At 41.9% G+C, this 20,765-nt stretch carries 23 protein-coding genes, 1 tRNA gene and 1 other annotated feature; of the genes, 9 read left to right on the forward strand and 15 right to left on the reverse strand.

The features are described from left to right. The first annotated feature begins 104 nt into the window (after positions 1-104). The 3 genes from HED61_RS01240 (at position 105) to HED61_RS01250 (ending at position 1,838) form a co-directional block, all read left to right on the forward strand. Positions 105-422 (forward strand): DUF960 domain-containing protein, encoded by a 318-nt coding sequence (locus tag HED61_RS01240; protein WP_003128534.1) that lies wholly within the window; start codon positions 105-107, stop codon positions 420-422. A gap of 409 nt (positions 423-831) precedes the next feature. Next, positions 832-1,089 (forward strand): hypothetical protein, encoded by a 258-nt coding sequence (locus HED61_RS01245; RefSeq protein WP_234981410.1) that lies wholly within the window; start codon positions 832-834, stop codon positions 1,087-1,089. Between the two features lie 35 nt (positions 1,090-1,124). Continuing rightward, positions 1,125-1,838, forward strand: coding sequence for a helix-turn-helix domain-containing protein (locus HED61_RS01250; protein WP_228074035.1), 714 nt, complete (start codon positions 1,125-1,127; stop codon positions 1,836-1,838). Between the two features lie 182 nt (positions 1,839-2,020). Here HED61_RS01250 and HED61_RS01255 read toward each other — a convergent pair whose 3' ends face one another. The 7 genes from HED61_RS01255 to HED61_RS01285 form a co-directional block, all read right to left on the reverse strand. Continuing rightward, positions 2,021-2,872 carry a MetQ/NlpA family ABC transporter substrate-binding protein gene (locus HED61_RS01255; RefSeq protein ID WP_003128530.1) on the reverse strand — a complete coding sequence of 284 codons (852 nt, stop codon included), beginning with the start codon at positions 2,870-2,872 and terminating at the stop codon, positions 2,021-2,023. A gap of 47 nt (positions 2,873-2,919) precedes the next feature. Then, positions 2,920-3,606 carry a methionine ABC transporter permease gene (locus HED61_RS01260; protein ID WP_003128528.1) on the reverse strand — a complete coding sequence of 229 codons (687 nt, stop codon included), beginning with the start codon at positions 3,604-3,606 and terminating at the stop codon, positions 2,920-2,922. Next, positions 3,599-4,633 (reverse strand): methionine ABC transporter ATP-binding protein, encoded by a 1,035-nt coding sequence (locus HED61_RS01265; RefSeq protein WP_060813125.1) that lies wholly within the window; start codon positions 4,631-4,633, stop codon positions 3,599-3,601. The genes HED61_RS01260 and HED61_RS01265 overlap by 8 nt, the downstream gene beginning before the upstream one ends. A gap of 75 nt (positions 4,634-4,708) precedes the next feature. Further along, positions 4,709-4,960: a binding site (T-box leader), on the reverse strand. A gap of 72 nt (positions 4,961-5,032) precedes the next feature. After that, positions 5,033-5,371, reverse strand: coding sequence for a glycine cleavage system protein H (locus HED61_RS01270; protein WP_003128526.1), 339 nt, complete (start codon positions 5,369-5,371; stop codon positions 5,033-5,035). Then, positions 5,353-5,730 (reverse strand): arsenate reductase family protein, encoded by a 378-nt coding sequence (locus HED61_RS01275; protein WP_003128525.1) that lies wholly within the window; start codon positions 5,728-5,730, stop codon positions 5,353-5,355. Before HED61_RS01275 ends, HED61_RS01270 begins: the two co-directional genes overlap by 19 nt. A gap of 10 nt (positions 5,731-5,740) precedes the next feature. Continuing rightward, positions 5,741-6,922 carry an FtsW/RodA/SpoVE family cell cycle protein gene (locus HED61_RS01280; RefSeq protein WP_005472807.1) on the reverse strand — a complete coding sequence of 394 codons (1,182 nt, stop codon included), beginning with the start codon at positions 6,920-6,922 and terminating at the stop codon, positions 5,741-5,743. 157 nt (positions 6,923-7,079) lie between these two features. After that, positions 7,080-7,152, reverse strand: a tRNA-Thr gene (locus HED61_RS01285). 126 nt (positions 7,153-7,278) lie between these two features. On the opposite strand from HED61_RS01285, the gene HED61_RS01290 reads away from it, so the two are divergent. Further along, complete coding sequence (locus HED61_RS01290; RefSeq protein WP_003128523.1) at positions 7,279-7,515, forward strand: hypothetical protein; 237 nt, start codon at positions 7,279-7,281, stop codon at positions 7,513-7,515. A 199-nt stretch (positions 7,516-7,714) separates the two neighbouring features. Here HED61_RS01290 and upp read toward each other — a convergent pair whose 3' ends face one another. The 8 genes from upp to HED61_RS01330 form a co-directional block, all read right to left on the reverse strand. Then, on the reverse strand, positions 7,715-8,344 hold the full coding sequence (upp, locus tag HED61_RS01295; protein ID WP_005472811.1) for a uracil phosphoribosyltransferase: 630 nt from the start codon (positions 8,342-8,344) through the stop codon (positions 7,715-7,717). 132 nt (positions 8,345-8,476) lie between these two features. Then, positions 8,477-9,712: a serine hydroxymethyltransferase gene (gene glyA, locus HED61_RS01300; protein WP_005472813.1), complete on the reverse strand. Its 1,236-nt coding sequence runs from the start codon at positions 9,710-9,712 to the stop codon at positions 8,477-8,479. A gap of 80 nt (positions 9,713-9,792) precedes the next feature. Further along, entirely contained in the window at positions 9,793-10,821 is a 1,029-nt protein-coding gene (locus HED61_RS01305; protein WP_171917760.1) for an L-threonylcarbamoyladenylate synthase, read from the reverse strand. A gap of 196 nt (positions 10,822-11,017) precedes the next feature. Further along, a complete protein-coding gene (gene prmC, locus HED61_RS01310) occupies positions 11,018-11,854 on the reverse strand; it encodes a peptide chain release factor N(5)-glutamine methyltransferase (protein WP_003128516.1) in 837 nt (278 codons plus the stop codon). Then, a complete protein-coding gene (gene prfA / locus HED61_RS01315; protein ID WP_176333066.1) occupies positions 11,847-12,920 on the reverse strand; it encodes a peptide chain release factor 1 in 1,074 nt (357 codons plus the stop codon). The genes prmC and prfA overlap by 8 nt, the downstream gene beginning before the upstream one ends. A 3-nt stretch (positions 12,921-12,923) precedes the next feature. After that, entirely contained in the window at positions 12,924-13,508 is a 585-nt protein-coding gene (locus HED61_RS01320) for a thymidine kinase (protein WP_029487305.1), read from the reverse strand. 122 nt (positions 13,509-13,630) lie between these two features. After that, positions 13,631-14,233, reverse strand: a complete 603-nt coding sequence (locus HED61_RS01325) for a GNAT family N-acetyltransferase (protein ID WP_081131414.1) — start codon at positions 14,231-14,233, stop codon at positions 13,631-13,633. Positions 14,234-14,283: 50 nt separating this feature from the next. Then, positions 14,284-14,838 carry an AAA family ATPase gene (locus tag HED61_RS01330; protein WP_176333067.1) on the reverse strand — a complete coding sequence of 185 codons (555 nt, stop codon included), beginning with the start codon at positions 14,836-14,838 and terminating at the stop codon, positions 14,284-14,286. 92 nt (positions 14,839-14,930) lie between these two features. On the opposite strand from HED61_RS01330, the gene msrA reads away from it, so the two are divergent. The 5 genes from msrA to HED61_RS01355 all read left to right on the forward strand — a co-directional run bounded on the left by msrA (position 14,931) and on the right by HED61_RS01355 (position 20,764). Further along, complete coding sequence (gene msrA / locus HED61_RS01335) at positions 14,931-15,449, forward strand: peptide-methionine (S)-S-oxide reductase MsrA (protein ID WP_003128511.1); 519 nt, start codon at positions 14,931-14,933, stop codon at positions 15,447-15,449. A 311-nt stretch (positions 15,450-15,760) separates the two neighbouring features. Continuing rightward, positions 15,761-16,825: an iron-containing alcohol dehydrogenase family protein gene (locus tag HED61_RS01340; RefSeq protein ID WP_156248030.1), complete on the forward strand. Its 1,065-nt coding sequence runs from the start codon at positions 15,761-15,763 to the stop codon at positions 16,823-16,825. A 268-nt stretch (positions 16,826-17,093) separates the two neighbouring features. After that, complete coding sequence (locus HED61_RS01345) at positions 17,094-18,500, forward strand: TrkH family potassium uptake protein (protein ID WP_103300307.1); 1,407 nt, start codon at positions 17,094-17,096, stop codon at positions 18,498-18,500. A 250-nt stretch (positions 18,501-18,750) separates the two neighbouring features. Continuing rightward, the gene (locus HED61_RS01350; protein WP_060813132.1) at positions 18,751-20,100 is read left to right on the forward strand and encodes a Mur ligase family protein; all 1,350 of its coding nucleotides are present in this window, start codon (positions 18,751-18,753) and stop codon (positions 20,098-20,100) included. Beyond that, entirely contained in the window at positions 20,093-20,764 is a 672-nt protein-coding gene (locus HED61_RS01355; RefSeq protein ID WP_003128503.1) for a type 1 glutamine amidotransferase, read from the forward strand. Before HED61_RS01350 ends, HED61_RS01355 begins: the two co-directional genes overlap by 8 nt. Position 20,765: the final 1 nt, after the last annotated feature.

Here is a 20,765-nt window from a genome sequence, read left to right on the forward strand (position 1 = left end):
AAGAATAAGACCATTCCTTGAGGAGTGGTCTTATTTTAAACAAGTTGATTCTATCTTTCGATTGCCGACCCACGACCGACTTTATCCTCAAGGAGGGAACAACCATGTTTGAACCATTTGACAGTAGCCGCAGCCGCTATGCTTCTGGTGGTATCGTCCAAACCATGCCGGGAGAATTGATCGATAGTTTATGGCTGATCATTGACTTGGATCTGAAAGGCGTTATTCCGTTAGAAAATCTATTAACTTTTCACGTAAAAAATAATGACGGCCGTGTTAGTATTCATTTTTCACAAGATGATCGCCGTGCTGGGATGTGTATCGATCTGCCGATTGCTTACAATGAGTATTTGCCTCAAACCGTTTATGCCTATGATGATGGTCAGCGCCAAACCATTTTATTGCCTAGTGAAGCAAGCTGATCTTCTATAATTTATTTCTCTGCATTACGTACCAAATCTCCAGCGAGTGAGGGATAGCTAGACACTTTCTGCTAGGCTTAAGGTATTCTTAGCCTAGTAGTTTTTTAGTGTTGCCCTACTATTTTTCAGCTATTCAGTTGTGCGGTTCTTTTGAGTCTGCTTTTAACCGACACTGCTTGCAGGATCACCCAATTTCCCCTTCCATCATTCCCTACTATGAATCCAGAATCCCTGTTTTTTTCCTTATTTTCTTCATTTTTTTCTCTTTTAAGCTGATTAGCTCCACATCTGTCTCTTTGTAGTGAAAATTATTTATTAAACTTTGATGATTATTCTTTTCTAAAAAAACCAAGAAACTAGTTATCCACTATAATAAATGTAATCTCATCCGAAAGAGGTGATTCACAACTTGGAGGATTTTCTCGAGAAAGAAGTGTTGCGCATGTTGCGTCTGATCCGTAGTCTTTTCAAAGAAAGTCCGCTCCCCCTCCAACAAGCAGCCCTGCAACAAGGGATCTCCGTCAAGACTATTAGACGGATGATCGCCAACGAGTTAGGTATCAAGTTACCAATCAAATTTTTGATTAAAAAAGGCCAACTTGATTATTTACAGACGGAAGCAATGTCGGTTACTGAGTTACAAAAAAAGTCATCGCTTCTCTTGTAAAAAAGAGCAGTAACTACCGTATTCTTAACACCCAGCTGGAAGAACCTTCGTTGACTTATCCATTATTATGCAGAAAATGTCACCTGAGCCCTTCCAGTGTCAATCGACGTTTCACTGCTCTATCATCCTCTTTGGCAGCGTATCACTTATCTCTGAATCGCAAGCATTTTCCACTTTTACAAGGGAACGAAATACAAATCCGTTTTTTCCATTATCAATTGTTGCGCTGGATGCGTCCACACTTGATAAAAAGTTCCAGTGAGGCCTTCTTTTGTATCAAAACAATCCATGAAAAAAGAAAAGCGGTTTATCCGCTGGAAAATGGGATCGCATTAGCTACAGTTTTTCCAAAAAACTTTGTCCCTGCCTTTTATTTGCGCCATGAACGCAACTATCTTTTCTTATGGAAACAATTACTTGGACTTGAAGCCTTCTATTTATCTGAAGAAGATACCTACTTGCTGAACCAAATATTTGCTGCAGAACTGCTCAAAGAACGTCTGGGAAGTGACTCCTTTCAAATCTGTCTTGTCAAAATCACTCAAATCCACTTGCTCTGTGCTTTATTGGAAGGCAATCTGATCTTGTTTAAAGGGAGTGGATCACTTTCACCTGATACCCTCACACTCATTCGTCTGTTTCTTAGCCAGCTCCCCCACTACGATCAATTATTAAAAAAGCACCCTGAATTGCCGCTGCTGTATGAAATGATTTGGCATAACCGTTCTGTTTTGCTAGATTGGAATTAAAAAAGAGCAGTGACAAAAGTATGAAACAAACCACCTAACCGAAACGTAAAGAGAGTACTCCTGCGATTCAGGAGGTCTTCGACGCAAGATTGCGAGGAAGGTCAAATCTCTTTATCATTTAGTAAGTTTCGTCTGTTTTTAACTTAGGTCACTGCTCTGTTTGTACTGCTTAATGAAGGAAACTATTTAGCGTCCGCATCAACGATTTTCACAGAACCTTGCCATTGTTTTTCGACAAAGTCTTTGATTTCGTCAGAGTGAAGCACTTCAACCAATTTTTTGATTTTATCGCTGCTTTCGTCGCCACTGCGTACGGCAATCACATTGACGTATGGTGAATTATCCGCTTCTAATAAAACAGAATCATCTGCTGGATTCAAGTCGATCCCAAAAGCAAAGTTCGCATTGATGGCCACTAGGTCTGCTTCATCATTTTGGTAAGCCGTTGCCAATAATGAAGGATCAATATCATGCTTGAATTCTAATTTCTTTGGATTTTCAGCAATATCATCAAATGTTGCTGTTTCAGCATCGACACCATCTTTCAACTTAATCACACCAGCATCTTGTAAAATCGTTAAGATACGGCCCCAATCGGATTCCGAATTTGAAGTAATCACGGTTGCACCTTCAGCTAATTCAGAAATGTCAGAGATCCGTTTTGAATACAACCCCATCGGTTCGATATGAACCGCTCCTGCATTAACAAAGTCATAGCCATTATCGGCAATTTGCTTGTTCAAGTAAGGGATATGTTGGAAATAGTTGGCATCGATATCGCCATTTTCTAAAGCTTTGTTTGGCAAGATGTAATCATCGAAGGTTTTGATTTCTAAATCGATTCCTTCTTTTTCCAACAATGGTTTTGCTTGTTCTAAAATTTCTGCATGGGGTGTGACAGATGCTCCCACCACCAATTTCGTGTTTTCTCCACTAGCTGATGTTGAATCGGCGCTGTTATTTGAACCTGTACCGCAGGCTGCTAAAGCGACTGTTAACAATACTGTTGTTGCAAAACCAAAAATCTTTTTCATTTTTATTCCTCCCAATTTTCTATTTGATGTTTTTCTTTTTCAGCCAATCAGCGTTTGTCTGTTGCTTTTGTCAAAAAGTCGCCGATTGCTTGTAAGATAAAGACAATAATTAAAATAATCACTGTTGCTACAAGCGTCACAGTGTAATTTCCCCGTTGAAAGCCTTCTTGCCAAGCCAATGAACCAAGGCCTCCGGCACCGATCGCCCCTGCCATAGCTGTGTAACCGATCATTGAAATAGTGGTGACAGTGATGCCCGAAATCAATGCTGGGACACTCTCAGGAATGATAATCTTATAAATAATCTCCCAGTAACTTGCCCCCATCGCCTCGGCAGCTTCAATCACACCTGGACTTACTTCTCGAAAGGCAATCTCTACTAACCGTGCATAAAAAGGAGCTGCTGATAGAACCAATGCTGGAATCGCAGCTTTTGCCCCTAAGAAGGATCCTACCAATAGTGTCGTAAACGGTATAATCAAAACCATCAAGATCATAAACGGAGTTGAACGAAACACGTTACTGATAATCGAGACTAAGGTATAGGCAAAGCGTGATCCAAATGTTTGCTTGCGACCTAATGAATAAAGAGCCAATCCTAGTATTAGTCCAATCACAATGACTAGTACCATAGAGAAGAATGTCATAAATAACGTATCGATCGTCGCTTGTTGCATGTTTGCCCAATCGATTTTTTCAAAATCAAAATAGGTTTCTGAAAATGATTTACCCACGCTCGATCACCTCCACGCCTACTTGTTCTTGCGCAAAAAAGCGCAATGCTTTATCGATTTCTGGTGTTTCACCGGTCAATAGAACGGTTAATGCGCCAAAAGAGCCTTCATTCGTTTGCTGAATCTTGCCATAAACAACATTGACATCAATCAGATACTTTCGGATCGCTTGCGAAATGATTGGTTCATTCGCATTGTCTTCCGTAAAGGTCAATGTCACTAAGCGGCCATGGGGATTTTCTCTTAAAAAGGCTTGACGCAATTCCTCGGGATCTTCTTCTGGCTCCAAATCTTGCTGCACAAAGCGCTTAGTCACAGCTTGTTGCGGATGACGAAACACCGAGTGTACGGAACCTTCTTCAACAATTTTGCCTAATTCCATTACAGCTACTTTATTGCAGATTTTGCGAATCACATTCATCTCATGGGTGATCAGCACAATCGTCAAATTCAGTTTTTTGTTGATGGACAGCAGTAAATCCAGAACTTCTTCGGTTGTTTGAGGGTCAAGTGCACTGGTTGCTTCGTCGCATAGCAAGATTTCTGGCTCATTTGCTAACGCACGGGCAATTCCTACCCGTTGTTTTTGGCCACCTGACAATTGGGAAGGGTAAGCTTTTTCGCGTCCTTCTAACCCGACAAGTTTTACCAGTTCTTGTGCCCGCTCGCGGCGTTTGATTTTGGGGATCCCTGCCAATTCTAATGGTAATTCGATATTTTCCAATACTGTTCGTGACCACAAGAGGTTAAAGTGTTGAAAAATCATTCCAATTTTTTTACGAAAATCTCGTAATTCTTTGTTCTTCAAGGCTAAAATATTTTGACCATTGATCACTACATCACCAGCTGAAGGAAGTTCTAATCCATTCAATAGACGAACCAATGTACTTTTGCCGGCACCTGAATAACCAACGATGCCATAAATATCGCCTTTTTCCACTTGCAGAGAAACATCATTGACGGCATGGACTGCGCCACTTTTACCGTCAAAGGATTTCTTTACGTGGGTCAATTCGATTAATGCCATAAATTTCCCATCTTTCTTTATTCATTCACTAGTTAAACACAAAAAAAGCTTTCATCCTTTGTACATTATACTGTTACAAAGGACGAAAGCACAACTTCCGTGTTACCACCTTGATTTACTGTCGACTCGCATCAACAGCCTCTTCCAGTACTTGAATTTCTTCGCATACTGTTGCACAGTAACGGGTGCATCCCGTGATAGGCTTGTCCTTAGACTCACCCATCCTGCTCAAAGACCATCTTCCATCTTCTCTTCGTTGCCCATTTACACCAAACAGGGCTCTCTGTGTACGTCAAGAACATGTACTCTTCTTTTCAAAGCATTCATTTATTGAGCAAATTATAGCAACGTCTCAATCTGCTGTCAATTCTTTTTGTAAATCAGTGGTTGGATCTTGTTTTATAATTCGTCAAATTGACTTGGATCAACATCTTTAAAGCTGACTAGCCAAGCGTTCATTTCATCGCTGTCGTTTAAGATATCAACGTTTTGATCGATTTTTTCATTTACAGAAGAAATCACGCCTGTTAATGGGCTTGGAAATTCACTGACAGCTTTTTCTGCTTCCAACTCCACTAGCGTATCTCCTTGTTTCAAGGCTGTACCAACTTTTTTCAAAGAAGCAAAAGACACAGCACCTAATTCTTCTTGTGCTTCTTTTGTCAAACCAACACAGTATTCTTTGCCATTGAACAGTACCCACAAATTATCTTTTTTTCTCAAGCATTTCTTTTCCATGATTCTAACAAGACTCCTTCATATTCTTTTTCTTTAAACCCATTGATCAAAAAGCGATCTTCACTAATCAACAATGGGCGTTTGATCAACATGCCGTCTGTGGCCAACAAAGTTGCGGCTTCTTCATTCGACAACGTTGGTACTTTCTCTTTCAAACCTAATTCACGATATTTCATTCCGCTTGTGTTAAAAAAGCGGCGAGCTGGCAAGCCGCTAGAGGTGATCCATTGTAACAATTGCGCCTTCGTAGGCACCTCTTTGATCATGTCAATGGCCTCATAGGGAATCCCATTTGCTTCTAGCCAAGCTTTCGCATTTTTACATGTACTGCATTTCGGATACCAGTAAAATGTGATCATAGCTATCTCCTTACAAGGTTTTTGGTGTACTCTCAGCCTGATAGCGCATCGATAAAATCAAGCCAATGCCGATCATGTTACTTAATAATGCCGATCCCCCTTGACTGATGAAGGGTAATGGAATACCTGTCAAAGGCAATAAGCCAATATTAGCACCGATATTTTCAAAGACATGGAACAAGATCATCATGATGATCCCGGTAGCAAGATAGGCATAAAATTCATTGTTTGTATCAAAACAAACCCGAATCATTCGGTAAATCAAAATGAAATATAATAAAATCACAAAGGCACTGCCGACAAACCCAAAGTTCTCTCCGATCACAGAGAAAATCATATCTGATTCACGAACTGGCACGTAGACATCACTCACATTGAACCCTTTACCGAACATCCCACCAGACCCAATAGCCATTAAAGCATAAGCTAGTTGGAAAGACTGGCCTTGAGTATCGTGAAACGGATCTAACCAAGAATCGATACGTGCAAACTGATATTCTTTAAAGCCGACATTATAGAGAAACTCTCGTCCCATATCTGTTGTAACTAAAAAGATGGTCCCGCCCCCTATCAAAACAAAAGCGGCGATAACTGGGATCACGATCTGCCAAGAAATCCCCGACATCAAAAAGATCCCACCAAAAATAGCTAAGAAAACTAACATCGTTCCAAAGTCTTTTTGCAGCATGACTAAAACTAGGACCGGAATGGTTACAGCTAACATTTTAGCGATCAATAAGCCATCCGTCTTTAAATCTCGATCTCGATGACGAACATTGTGATGGGTGACCACCAGCGCCAACATCATGATAAAGGCAATCTTCATCAATTCCGAAGGCTGGATCGTAAAGGAGCCAAAACGCAGCCAGTTTCGCGAGCCCGTAGAGTCGGCTAACCCTGCATCATAGAACTTCAAGAGACCCAGCATTACCAGCAATCCTGCTCCGTAAATATAGGGAGTCAACTTCCACAACCACTTGGATTTTATATGCATGATCACTATAATTGCGATAACTCCTAATACATACCATAAAGCTTGAAATCCTAAGGTTTTTCCCACGGATGGATTCCTTGGATCATTCGTCAATGCGACATACAATGACGCAAACCCAATCAAGCACAATAAAAATACGGGTAATATCACACCGTAGTCAATTCGATTATCATTCTTTTTTATTCGTGTATTTTCCATGCCCACACTCTCTTCTGTAGAATCTTTATCCATTATAGTGATGTTTGCGCAGAAAAGAAAGGATTCCCCGTTCTCATTCAGAAAAAATTTAGAAACTTTAAAGTTTTCTCTAAAAAAATCATCTAAAAAAAGAAGCAGTCTAATTAGACTGCTTCAATGCCAGCTGCAGGATTCGAACCTGTGACCTACGCGTTACGAGTGCGTTGCTCTACCAACTGAGCTAAGCTGGCAACTAACACAAAGAAGATTATAAGAAAAAAACACAACTTTGTAAAGAGAAGTTTAGGGAAAAAATAGGATTACTGAAAATTTTCAAAAAATGTGGTATAATTTAACTATATCAAGGAGGTTTTTACATGGCAACATTTGGTAAGTTCGAAACAACCGTTGTCCCGTCAGCTGAAGGTGCAAATTTTGAGGTCGCTACTCCTGTCATGTTTACGATCCATGGAATAAAACAAACCGGTACAGTCACTAAGCAGCTTAAGAACTCTGCGGTTGTTGAATTGAATCAGACAGCGGAGAATCAAAAGCTTGTTACACAAAGTAATGGTGTATTGATCATTAATTATAAACAGTTAACGAAAATGTAGTTCGTTCAAAAGGAGACTGGGACAAAAGTGGTAATCTCCAAGAAATAAGGAGGAATACACGGAAATTGCTTTTCAAATGTTTGAGTAGTTTTTGAGTAGTTCGATTTATTTCCGAAGGAGTTGCTCCTGCTCCCAGCGTTTAGACGTGTTTAGAGCGTGGAACAAAAGTGTTTTTCACTTTTGTTCCACGCTCTTTCTTTTATTTTGTTCCAAACAAACGGTCACCAGCATCGCCTAATCCAGGAACGATGTAGCCATGTTCATTCAAGCGGTCATCTAAGCTTGCTGTGTAGATATCCACATCAGGATGGGCATCCTGCAATGCTTTCACACCTTCTGGCGCAGCAACTAGGCAAACAAACTTCATGTTAGAAGCACCGCGTTTTTTCAACGCATCGATGGCCATGATCGCTGAACCACCAGTTGCTAACATTGGATCAACAATAAATAACTGACGAGTGTCGATGTCTTCAGGCAATTTAACGAAATACTCATGTGGTTCAAGGGTTTCTTCATCACGATACATACCAATGTGTCCTACTTTAGCCGCTGGGATCAACTCTAGAATACCGTCGACCATGCCTAGTCCGGCCCGTAGAATCGGTACGATTGCTACTTTTTTACCACTAAGTGTTTTTTGGGTCGATTCTTCGATCGGTGTTTCGATCACTACATCTTCGAGGGGCATATCCCGTGATACTTCATACGCCATTAACATGGCGATTTCATCGACAACTTCACGGAACACTTTCGTTCCACAGTTCTTGTCGCGGATCATTGTTAATTTGTGTTGAATCAAGGGGTGGTCAATTACTTGGAATTTACCCATTTTAAAAGTCTCCTTTGGTTTTTCTTTTATTTTAAAGCAAATCAACGATTGATACAACCTTGCATCACGTCATAGCCATATTCCTTCAAAAAAGGATCTGAGCATCGGCTCAAACCCTTTTCCTGCTACATCTTAATACAACGGATACTTGTCCGTCAACTCTTTCACTTGTGCTTTTGCTTCTTCCAAAACAGCCGTATCTTCAGGGTGTTCCAACACTTTGACAATCAGTTTTGCTACTTCCACAGCATCTTCTTCTTTGAACCCACGGCTAGTGATTGCCGGTGTGCCGACACGAATACCGCTCGTTTTAAATGGGCTAAGGGTTTCAAATGGAATCGAATTTTTATTGACTGTGATGTTGACTTGGTCAAGCAATGCTTCGGCTTCTTTTCCGTTAAGCTCAAATCCTCGCACATCAATCAGCAATAAATGATTGTCCGTTGCACCAGAAACAAGCCGTGCTTGCGGTGCTTGATTGAACACTTTTGCCATTGCTTGCGCATTTCTGATCACTTGCTCTGAATAGGATTTGAAGTCTTCATCCAATGCTTCTTTGAATGCGACTGCCTTGGCAGCGACCACATGTTCCAAAGGTCCGCCTTGAATGCCAGGAAAGACTGCACTGTTGATTTTTTTCGCTAAGTCTTCGTCATTGGTCAAAATCAAGCCGCCACGAGGCCCTCTAAGGGTTTTGTGGGTCGTAGAAGTAGTGATGTCTGCATAAGGAACTGGATTTGGATGCAGACCAGCAGCAACTAATCCTGCGATATGTGCCATATCTACCATCAACTTAGCACCGACTTCATCAGCAATTTCACGGAATTTGGCAAAATCGATTGTTCGTGAATACGCACTTGCACCAGCAACGATCAATTTTGGTTGATGCTTTCTCGCTAAGATCCGTACGACATTATAATCAATCACTTCAGTCGCTGGGTCTACGCCATAGCTAACAAAGTGATAGGTTTTCCCACTAAAATTGACTGGAGAGCCATGGGTCAAATGCCCACCTGCGGATAGATCCATGCCCATCACCGTATCTCCTGGTTCAATCAACGCTAGATATGCTGCAGTATTGGCTTGTGAGCCTGAGTGAGGCTGTACGTTTGCATAGGCCGCACCAAAAAGTTCTTTGGCACGATCAATTGCTAAATTTTCAACAACATCGACAAATTCACAACCACCGTAGTAACGGCGACCTGGATATCCTTCGGCATATTTATTTGTTAAAATACTGCCTTGAGCCGCTCTTACACCTGCGGAAACGATATTTTCAGATGCGATCAATTCTAAATTGTTTTGTTGGCGATCCGCTTCCTTTTCAATGGCTTGCCATAAATCAGGATCAAACGTTTGATAGTCCATTCATACAACACCCCTTTACCTTAATGCTAGCATTGTATCATATTTCCTAAGCACTACCTATGATCAAAGCAGCGTTTTTTCTATTTTACCTGAAAAAAATTTTGATTGGCTGCTTTTTTCAAGCGATTCATATAGGCGCTGCCCATCCCTGTCTCAGGAAAAGCGGCCGCTAAAATGATCTCCAAGCCAGCGATCGATTCATCTAAGGCTCGCAAACCTGCAAAAAGTCCTTTTGCTGCTGCCTCAACCGTGTCGTCCGCATACATGTAAACAGCTGCTGTTTCAAATCTGGCTGTCTCACAAATTGATGGGCCTGCCAAGACACCTGCTCGCAATCGCTGCTGCTTGACCCAATCGAGTGCTGCTGGCCAGTCCTCTGACCGAACCATCACAACCTTTGTATCCGGAGCATAATGTTTGTATTTCATTCCCGGTGCTTTGGGTCTTTCACCTTCAGATACTAGGTGTTTATCTATTTCGACTTCACTGCCTAAAACCGTTTCTAATTGTTCTTTGGTCACGGCTCCTGGACGCAAGATCATTGGTTTTGCTGTCGGATCACTTAAATCCAAGACTGTTGATTCAACTCCGATCCTAGTAGTCCCATCATCGATCACACCAGCTATCTTTCCTTTCAAATCATGCAATACATGTTCAGCTGAGGTCGGACTTGGCTTGCCAGAGGTATTTGCGCTAGGTCCGACTAGTGGGACATGTGCCTGTTTAATGACTGAAAGTGTTTTTTTATTCGCTGGCATACGGAATGCCGCTGTGGATAACCCCCCGGTCACAATAGACGGTAAACTGTTATTTTTGATAGAAAAAATCAATGTTAGGGGGCCAGGCCAAAACTTTGCCATCAATTTTTCCGCTGCTGGATGCAAGTTATCCACATAATCCTTCAGTTGTTCCGGGTCGGCGAGATGGACGATCAATGGGTTGTCACTAGGTCTTCCTTTGACGGCATAGACTTGTGCTACCGCTTCAGGCAAAAGAGCGTTAGCGCCTAAGCCATACACTGTTTCTGTAGGAAAAGCAACTAATCCACCCGCGGCTAAAATTTTTGCTGCTTCGGATAATTGTTCTTCACTAAATTTTTTTGTTTCCACAGTTTATCCACATCCTTTTTTTGAGGACTTCCACACTTATCAACATTTTTTCGGTTTTTATCCACATTTTGTGGATAAATCGTTTGTCAAGTGTGGATAACCCTGTTTATAACTTTTATTCGCAAGTAAGTCTTACTCTATCACTGTTTTTTATCAAAAAAATTTTTCAAAAAAATGGTTGTCCACATGCTGTGGATTATTGTACTGCGACCAACCGATCTTTTCCAGATAAATCTTGAATGACCGTAACTTTTTTATCTGGAAAAGCTTCCGCAAAAATACGCTGGACAGATTTACCTTGTTGAAAACCGATTTCGACGAAGATTTTTCCGTCAGGTGTCAATAACTTCTTTGCCTGGTCTGCAATCTTACGATACATCACTAGACCATTCTCCGCTGCAAAAAGGGCCATTTGGGGTTCAAACTGACGCACACTGGCATCCATCAGCTCCCACTCCTGCTCACTGATATAAGGCGGGTTTGATACAATGATGTCCCATGATTGATCCCCCACTGGTGTCAGCGTGTCGCCTTGATAAAAAGCGACCTCCGCACCTAATTGCGCCGCATTCTCTTTAGCTACCGCCAATGCGGCCTCTGAAAGATCAACAGCAGCGATCTGCCAGTGAGGACGTGCCAATTTCAAAGAGACCGCGATCGCACCTGTCCCTGTCCCAATATCTACGACCCGCAAATTCTCTGCAGGTTCTGTTTGCTCCAGACATAAAGCGACTAATTCTTCCGTTTCCGGTCGAGGAATCAATGTGTCTTCTGTTACTTTGAAGCGATGGCCATAAAACTCTTCATAGCCTAAAAGGTATTGGGGGGGACGATGCGCTAAAAGCTGCTGCAGATCTGCTTCAATTTGCACTTTATCAGCTGGCGAAATTTGCTGATCCATATGCAGCAACCAATCTAGTTTTTGCCAATTTTTACGAGCCAGAAAAAGGTATTGGATCGCATACCCTTCCAGTCCCTTTGTTTCTAAAAAAGAAGAAGCCCGTGAAAGGACTTCTCGATAGGTTTTACCCATTTTGCATTTCTTCCAATTTTGATGTTTGATCGTACATGATCAATGCATCAATGATCTCATCAAGTTTTCCAGCCAAAATTTGATCCAATTTTTGGATAGTCAACCCGATGCGGTGGTCCGTCACCCGATTTTGCGGAAAGTTATACGTACGGATCCGTTCAGAACGATCCCCAGTTCCCACTGCTGATTTACGATTTGCATCGTATTCGCTTCGTGCTTCTTGCTGGATTTGGTCGTATACTCTTGCCCGCAAGACTTTCATCGCTTTCTCACGGTTCTTCAACTGTGAACGCTCATCCTGCATGGCAACGACGATACCAGTCGGCAAGTGTGTCAAGCGGACAGCTGATGCCGTTTTGTTGACGTGCTGACCACCAGCGCCTGAAGCATGATAGATATCTGTTCGGATATCTTTATCAGCAATATCGATCTCTACTTCTTCTGCTTCTGGCATCACGACTACGGTTGCCGTAGATGTGTGGATTCGTCCTTGAGATTCTGTCGACGGCACGCGCTGTACCCGATGCGCGCCACTTTCATATTTCAATTTTGAATAGACATTCTCACCGCTGATCATCATGATGACTTCTTTGTAGCCGCCGATACCGGTAACGTTGGCATCCATCACTTCGACATTCCAACCTTGTGTTTCCGCATATTTCTGATACATATTAAAGAGATCTCCAGCAAATAGTGCCGCTTCATCTCCACCCGCAGCCCCGCGAATTTCCATGATAATGTTTTTGTCATCATTGGGATCTTTTGGTAATAATAAGATTTTGATGCGGTCTTCAAGAACATCTTTTTCTTTTTTTAAGTCAGATAGTTCTTCTTTAGCCATTTCTGCCATTTCTGCATCCAAGTTTTCGCCCAATAGTTCCTCTGTATCTTTGATGCCTTCAACGACTTCTTTGTAACGGCGATACACTTCGACAGTCTCTCGGGTATTTGCTTCTTCTTTGGACAACTGCATGAACCGTTTCGTATCTGAAATGACAGCGGGATCACTAAGCAGTTCGCCTAGTTCTTCATAACGGTCTTCAATCGCTTGTAACTGATCGTACATGTTTTATTCTCCTTCTTTTTTGATTCCAGGGTGAAAATAGTGTTTGCGACAAACAGGGTAATAGGCTTCATTACCGCCAATTTGAACTTGATCGCCTTCATAGACTGGTTTACCGTCAATGTAATGCAGATTCATGGTCGCCTTTTTGTGGCAGAACCAGCAGATCGTTTTCATTTCTTCAATTTTATCTGCATAAAGAAGCAGATATTTAGAACCTTCGAATAATTCGTTGCGAAAATCATTTTTTAAACCAAATGCCATCACAGGAATGCCTAATTCGTCTACGATTTTAGTAAACGCCAAGACATGGTGTTTTTTCAAAAACTGTGCCTCATCAATCAAAATGCAATAGGGTTGATATCCTAGATCTTTTACTAAATGATACAAATCGGTCTCATCGAAAATCGGAATGGCGTCACGCTCTAACCCAATACGACTGGAAACTGTTCCGATCCCGCTTCGGGTATCGATGCCGCTGGTCATAATCACGACCGGCTTGTCTTGTTCTTCATAATTATGTGCAACTTTTAAAATCTCGATCGTTTTGCCACTATTCATCGCGCCATATTTAAAAAAAAGTTGTGCCATCTTGCCCATCCTTCCTGATACTCCTTTGGTATTATACTTGAAAACAAGGAATTTTTACAGGTTTAAATTCAGAAGTCGCTAAGAGGGGTACTGAACAGAACGATGCCTGCAAATGATTGGCTTTACTGCCCGTTTTCCTTCTGCGCCACGTCTCTCAAAATAGTCAATACTTGTTCGTACTCGGGATTCATCTGTCCCTGATAGTCTGTATCAATAAGTTTGAAGCCTAGTTGTTGATACAGTCCAATCGCAGCATGACTCCATGTTTGCGTATGGAGAAAAATAGCGGCAGCAGATTCTTCGGAATCTGCCGTTTGGTTCTGGCATGTTTCTATAACTTTGGTTACCAAGCCGCGAGCGATCCCTTGTCTTTGAGCGCTGGGAATGACTGCTACCCAATGAACGAGCGGCACAATGTTGCCATCTTGCTTCTTCTTCCACCAAGCAGTCGCTGTTCCTACCTTTGTTCCTTCTGGATCCACTGCAAAAAACATTCGTTGCGGCAATTGAGATTCATAGGGGAGAAAGTCTTTTTCAAAATACGCAAGTGCCGCGGCTTCTGTATCAAATTCTCCCACCGCTGTCTCAATCCGCGCCCACTCACTCGCATCACCGGATTGATAAGGTTGAATGATATAGTTATTTGAGGCAGGGACCGGTGCTACTTCATCCGCAGCCATGCGCTCCATCCAAATTTCTGCATAAGGAATTGATTTGTCTAACATAGAGATACCTCACTTTAGTTTTTTTGGAAAACAGATCGTTTGCTTCAAGGCTATTTTTGAAACTGTTTCGTATCCTCCAAGATCATCGTGATCATTTCAGATATTGTCTGCTTCTCTGTAAACATCTTCTCTTTTAAGAGGACTGATTTATTACTCGTATCATTGCTCTTGGACGCTATGCCGTTTTCCCCAAAGAGAAGGTCTTTTTCGAGCCACCACTTTTGTAGCGATGATTCGGAAAAAAATGCCCGTTGTGGCCGTGTTCGGTGTCTTTCAATCGTTGTTTGAAAAGACACATCAAAATAATAAATGAGACACTTCTCAAAGGATTCTAGTAAAAAGAGCAAGAAGTCCTGGTATTTTTCACGGGCAAAAATTCCCTCAACGATGATGAAAGGAACCTTCCCTCGCGCATATAAAAGGGCCTCCATCATTAGACCTACAGCATGATTATTAGGCGTATCTTTCACGTGAAAAATTTCTCGGCGAAATACATCCTGTGAGATCAACACCGCTTCTGCCCCTAATTGTTGATGCAGCGCTTTTGCTACTGTCGTTTTTCCGCTGCCAGAATTCCCCCGCAATAAAATGATGATCGTATCCACAGCAAACCTCGCTTTCTTTGGCCGTTTCTTATAAGCATATCGCTTGTCTTTCTCTATAAGAAGCATACCATAAAACCAAAGGAGGAATCACAATGAAAGATACTGCAATTTTTGCCGGCGGCTGCTTCTGGTGTATGGTCAAACCTTTCGATTCTTTACCAGGAATTCTTTCGGTAGTCTCAGGTTTTACCGGTGGACATGTCCCTCATCCTACCTATCAAGAAGTAACAACTGGAACCACAGGACATACAGAAGCCGTAGAAATCACTTTCGATCCTGAACAAATAACGTATGAAGAACTCGTGGCTATCTATTGGCAACAAACCGATCCTACAGATGCCTTTGGTCAGTTCGCAGACCGTGGAGACTCTTACCGTCCAGTCATCTATTACAATAGTGAAGAACAACGAAAAATCGCAGAAGCTTCAAAAGCCGCTTTGCAAGCAAGCGGTCGCTTTACAGATCCAATCGTGACAACAATCGAACCTGCTGAACCTTTCTATCCAGCAGAAGACTATCATCAAGATTTTTATAAGAAAAATACGGCGCATTACAACGCCTACCGTGAAGGTTCAGGACGAGCTGGTTTCATCCGTCAAAACTGGACATAACCTATTTTGAGAAGCGGCAGTTTGAATATTCCTTTAGTTTTCTGAGATAGAAATAGTACTGTTGTCTCGCCCAACAACTGACCCTCAAAAGGAGAGGATCTTCGCAAAACAGTCTTGATTATACGAAGACTAGCAAGAACAAACTCTCCTTTGTTAGGGTCTTTTTTTATGCCCTCTTTACGCCTGCTTGCGCCGATTGGCTTTGGCCTGGCTGATCTGAACAAAACTGCTCAAAAGAAAAATTGACAGCAGGCGCTATTCCACGTTACACTAATTAGAAAATTCTGACGATTGCAAAGGAGTGTTGTGTTATGTTAGCCAATGAAGTCCGCCCTGGACCAAACCGGTATATTACTGGTGAAGGAGTGCTTTTTGATCTACCAGAGTATCTCAATGATTTTGATCAGGTTGCTGTCATTACTGGCGATCAATCATTTGACGTTTTTAAAACCTATTATCCGCATCCATTTGACTATCCTGTTTATCGCTATGATGGCTCCTCAAGTTATGAGAATGCTCAGGAGTTAGCGGATAAGATCAAACACACAGATGTCCTGCTTGCGATCGGTGGTGGACGTGTCGCAGATACCGCAAAAATTACTGCAGAAAGAATGGGAGCGGAGCTGATCGTCATCCCTACATTGATTTCCAACTGTGCACCCTTTACTCCTGTGATTGTCGCCTATTACCCAGACCACACAATCTGCAAGATCGATTACGCCAAAAAAGGGGCTTATATGACGATCGTCGATACTCGATTCTTGCTAGCAACACCCGTGGATTATTTCATTGCAGGCATCGCAGACACGCTAGCCAAGTATTATGAAATGGAAGCCATTGTACGCACGATGGCAGAAGAAGATAAAACAGCCTTGGTTCGGCTCGGTTTTCAAAGTGCAAAACTAATCAAAGAACTCTTGATCGCAGATGCCATCCAAGCAGTCACTGATTTAAAAGCCGGGCGCTTGACGCCAGCTCTTGCGCGAATCACAGATGCCATCATCGCTTTAGCAGGAGAAGTTGGTGGATTTGCTGTAGAGTTTGGCAGAACTTCTGGCGCCCACGCATTACATGACGGCTTATCTTATCTGAGCGAAACCCACAGTGTCCTCCATGGCAATAAAGTGGCCTACTGCATCTGGGTACAGCTTGCCTACACCAACGATTTTGCTGTTATCGAGGAACTGCGTCCTTTCTACGAAGCATTGCACTTACCTATGAAACTAAAAGACTTGCATGTCACTCGTGTGGATCGCGCTTATTTTGCGCCTGTTTTGACTTATGCCGTTAAAGAAGAAGAAACATTTGTCCTGATCGACCCAATGATCACTCCAGAAAAAGTCTTTCGCGCAATCGAAGCGGTGGAAGCACTCTAACTAACCGATCTCTTCAAAAAAACTGTATGCCCGATAAGTCTGTTGGGCTTACAGTTTTTTGTCCGACTCACCGCTATCTTCTAGTACTCTCTCAATGACAGGCTATCGTCTTCTCTGTTCCATTAATTGTTTTGCGGCACTATCTCATATTTTTGCAGAGCGTTTCTTTGATGATATTGGCTGCTACTTACTTTCAATCTTGCTTTCTTTTGAAACTGCTTGGTTCTTTGGTATACTGTGGGTAGTTTATTTAGTGAGGAGACTAGTTATGAATTTCACGCGGTTTGCTCGTCTGACACAACGCAAAAGCAAATATTTTATTGCCCAAAATGTTTCTTCGATCCAAGTGATCGTTTTTTACTATATTCTGATGACGATTATTTCCTTAGGTTTATTTTACCTTCCCTTTTTTCGTGAACCTCATTCTCATGCTTCCTTCATCGATATGTTTTTTATGGCAGTCAGCACGGTCAGTGTCACCGGATTGACGACATTCCCTATCGATGATGTGTTCAATGATCGCGGTGTAGTGCTTCTTGAAGTTCTTTTTCAAGTGGGTGGACTAGGGATTATGATGATCTCCACTTTCTTTGCGATCGTTTCTCGGAGAAAGATCTCATTGAAGCAGCGTCAGTTGATTATGACGGATATGAATCAGCCAAAGCTAAGCGGAATCGTGCGGATGATTCGAATCACGTTTACGATCATCTTACTTTGCCAAGCCATCTCTGGCGCTATTTTTTCTATTTATTTTTATTTTAATGGCTATTATGACAATTGGCGGGATGCCCTATTTTATGGTTTTTACCAAGCTATTTCCGCGGTCACAAACTCTGGCTTTGACGTGACAGGAAATTCCATTTTACCTTTCGCACATGATTATTTCTTTTTGATTTGTATCATGTTTTTGATTTTTATCGGTGGGATTGGGTTTCCAGTGATTATGGATTTCCGAGAATGGGCCCTCTTCAAGCTGAAAAAAAATCGCCGACAACTGCCTTTTCGCTTTTCATTGTTTACAAAAATCGCGATGTTGGCTTTTGTGATTTTGTTTATCGGTGGAACGATCGCCATTTATTTCCTAGAGAAAGACCATCTGTTCAAAGATTACGGCTTTAGCAGCACCTGGATCAACAGTATGTTTTATTCCATGACTACCCGTAATGCTGGACTGCAGATCCATGATTTAGGGAACTTTCAGACTACGACATTGATCGTTTTTTCGTTACTAATGTTTATCGGTTGCAGCCCAAGTTCAGTTGGTGGCGGGATTCGTACGACAACGATCGCCATTATTGGTCTTTATCTTTATGCCTTCTTAAAGAGTGAAGACAATATCAACATATTTGGCCGACGGATCGATGAAGACGATGTGCGTAAGTCTGTTGTTGTCTTCATGTTATCCTTAGGAATGTGCTTTTTCTGCGTATTATTTTTGACTGCCACTGAAGATATCCCGTTGATCGCCATCATTGTCGAAGTAGCTTCTGCGTTTGGGACCACCGGTTTATCGTTAGGGATCACCGATGATCTCTCAAGTGTGGGTAAGTTAGTGATAGCCTTACTGATGTTCATTGGACGTGTAGGTATGCTTTATACGTTGTTGTTGTTTGTGCCAAAAGAAACCCGAGATTTAGGTTATGAATACCCAACCGAGAAGATTATTATTGGTTAAACAGCCAGTAAAATGGCGCTATTGAAGGTTCTAAGCGTTGTATCTTAAAGTCGCGAGCCTTCCACAAGCGTTTTGAAGCGGCAGAGACATCTTGTTTGTAACGAATGTCTCTGCCTTTTTTGGTTCAATAAACTGAACTCTTTGCAGAAACTTAAAGAAATCGAAAAGCCGTTTAACCTTTTTTAGAACATATGGTATGATAAATTGAATTTAAACTAAAAAGACAATCATCTCGTTTGGAGGTTCAACTATGGGGTTAAGAAGTCAACTGGCTGTCACAGTCGGTAAGACCTCTCAGTGGGTATTAAAAAACTTTTTTAAAGGCGGATCAAGTCTGCCTGGGAAAATAGCATTAAAAATCGATCCGCATATTTTAGATCATCTAGCAAAAGATTATCAAGTTGTCGTTATCACTGGTACGAACGGAAAAACCTTGACTACTGCACTGACGGTGAATATTTTAAGGCAAGAATTTGATGATGTGCTGACAAATCCAACAGGTGCCAATATGGTCCAAGGAATCGTTTCTACTTTCTTATCTGCCAAACCAAAAGGCGGCAAAAAGTTTGCAGTACTAGAGATCGATGAAGCTAGTCTTAGCAAAGTAACGAAGTATATCAAACCTGAACTATTTGTCTTCACGAATATTTTTCGCGATCAGATGGACCGTTATGGTGAAATCTATACAACATATAAAATGATCGTTGAAGGAGCAGCAAATTCACCGACGGCCACAATTCTATGTAATGGTGATTCCCCGTTGTTCAATTCTGTCACTACTGTTAATCCAAGAAAGTATTATGGCTTTGATCACTTACCTGATCAGGAACAGATGGCCCATTACAATACAGACGGGGTTCTTTGTCCAGAATGCCACCACATCTTACATTACCAAATGATTACCTATGCGAATCTAGGCAAATACTATTGTCCGAACTGCGGCTTCAAACGTCCAGAACTAGACTACAAACTGACAGCCATCACAGCAATGGACAATACTTCTGCTGACTTTGTCATTGATGGGAATTCATATGGAATCGAAGTTGGCGGCATGTACAATGTCTATAACGCATTGGCAGCGACCGCTGTAGCGGAATATTATCAAGTCGCACCTGAAAAAATCAGAGCTGGATTGGCCTATGATGAAAAAGTCTTTGGCCGTCAAGAAGTCATTACCATCGATGGCAAAGAGTGTACACTCGTGTTAGTCAAAAATCCGGTAGGACTGAATCAAGTGATCGATATGATCGGCTTATCTCCGTATCCTTTTTCTCTCGTCAGTCTCTTGAATGCAAATTATGCGGACGGCATTGATGTTAGCTGGATCTGGGATGGAAATCATGAAGCATTTGCCGAAATGGCGATTCCTCAAGTCATTGCTGGCGGCGACCGCCATCAAGATATGGCGCTGCGTTTAAAAGTAGCGGGAATTCCCGAAGAAAAGATCACCGAAACAAAAGATCTTGATGAGGTCATTAAAGATATCGCCAATCTACCAACTGAAAAAGTCTATATCTTAGCAACCTATACTGCTGTTTTGCAACTACGCAAAAAATTGGCAGAAAAAGGCTATATCAAAGGGGGGATGGATCGTGGCTAATTATCGTTTGAATGTTGCTCATCTTTACGGGAATTTGCTGAACACCTACGGGGATAATGGCAATTTGTTGATGTTGCGTTATGTAGCCGAAAAAATGGGTGTAGAATTCATTTCGGAAGTCGTCAGCATCCATGAACCATTTGATCCGAAGAAGTATGACTTAGTCTTTTTTGGCGGCGGACAGGATTTTGAACAGCTGATCGTTTCTGAAGATATCCAAACAAAAAAAGAAGCATTGACGGAATACATCGAGAACGATGGAGTCATGTTGGCCATTTGTGGCGGGTATCAGTTGTTAGGTCATTACTACATGGGAGCTAACGGAGAGAAAATCAAAGGAATTAGCGCATTGGATCATTACACATTGAGTCAAGAAAACAATCGCTTCATCGGAGATATCGTTATCCATAATGAAGAATTCGATGAGACCTATTATGGTTTTGAAAATCACAATGGTCGGACGTTTCTTGGCAAAGGTGAGAAACCACTAGGTAAAGTCGTAGAAGGGCAGGGAAACAATGGCGAGGACCAAACAGAAGGCGTGGTCTACCGCAATGTTTTTGGTTCCTATTTCCATGGTCCACTGCTTGCCCGGAATGAACATTTGGCAGAACGCTTAATACGCACTGCCTTAAAAAACCGCTATGGTTCGATTGACATTTGAT

The sequence above is a fragment of the Enterococcus gallinarum genome (assembly GCF_021496385.1).
GTDB lineage: Bacteria > Bacillota > Bacilli > Lactobacillales > Enterococcaceae > Enterococcus_D > Enterococcus_D gallinarum.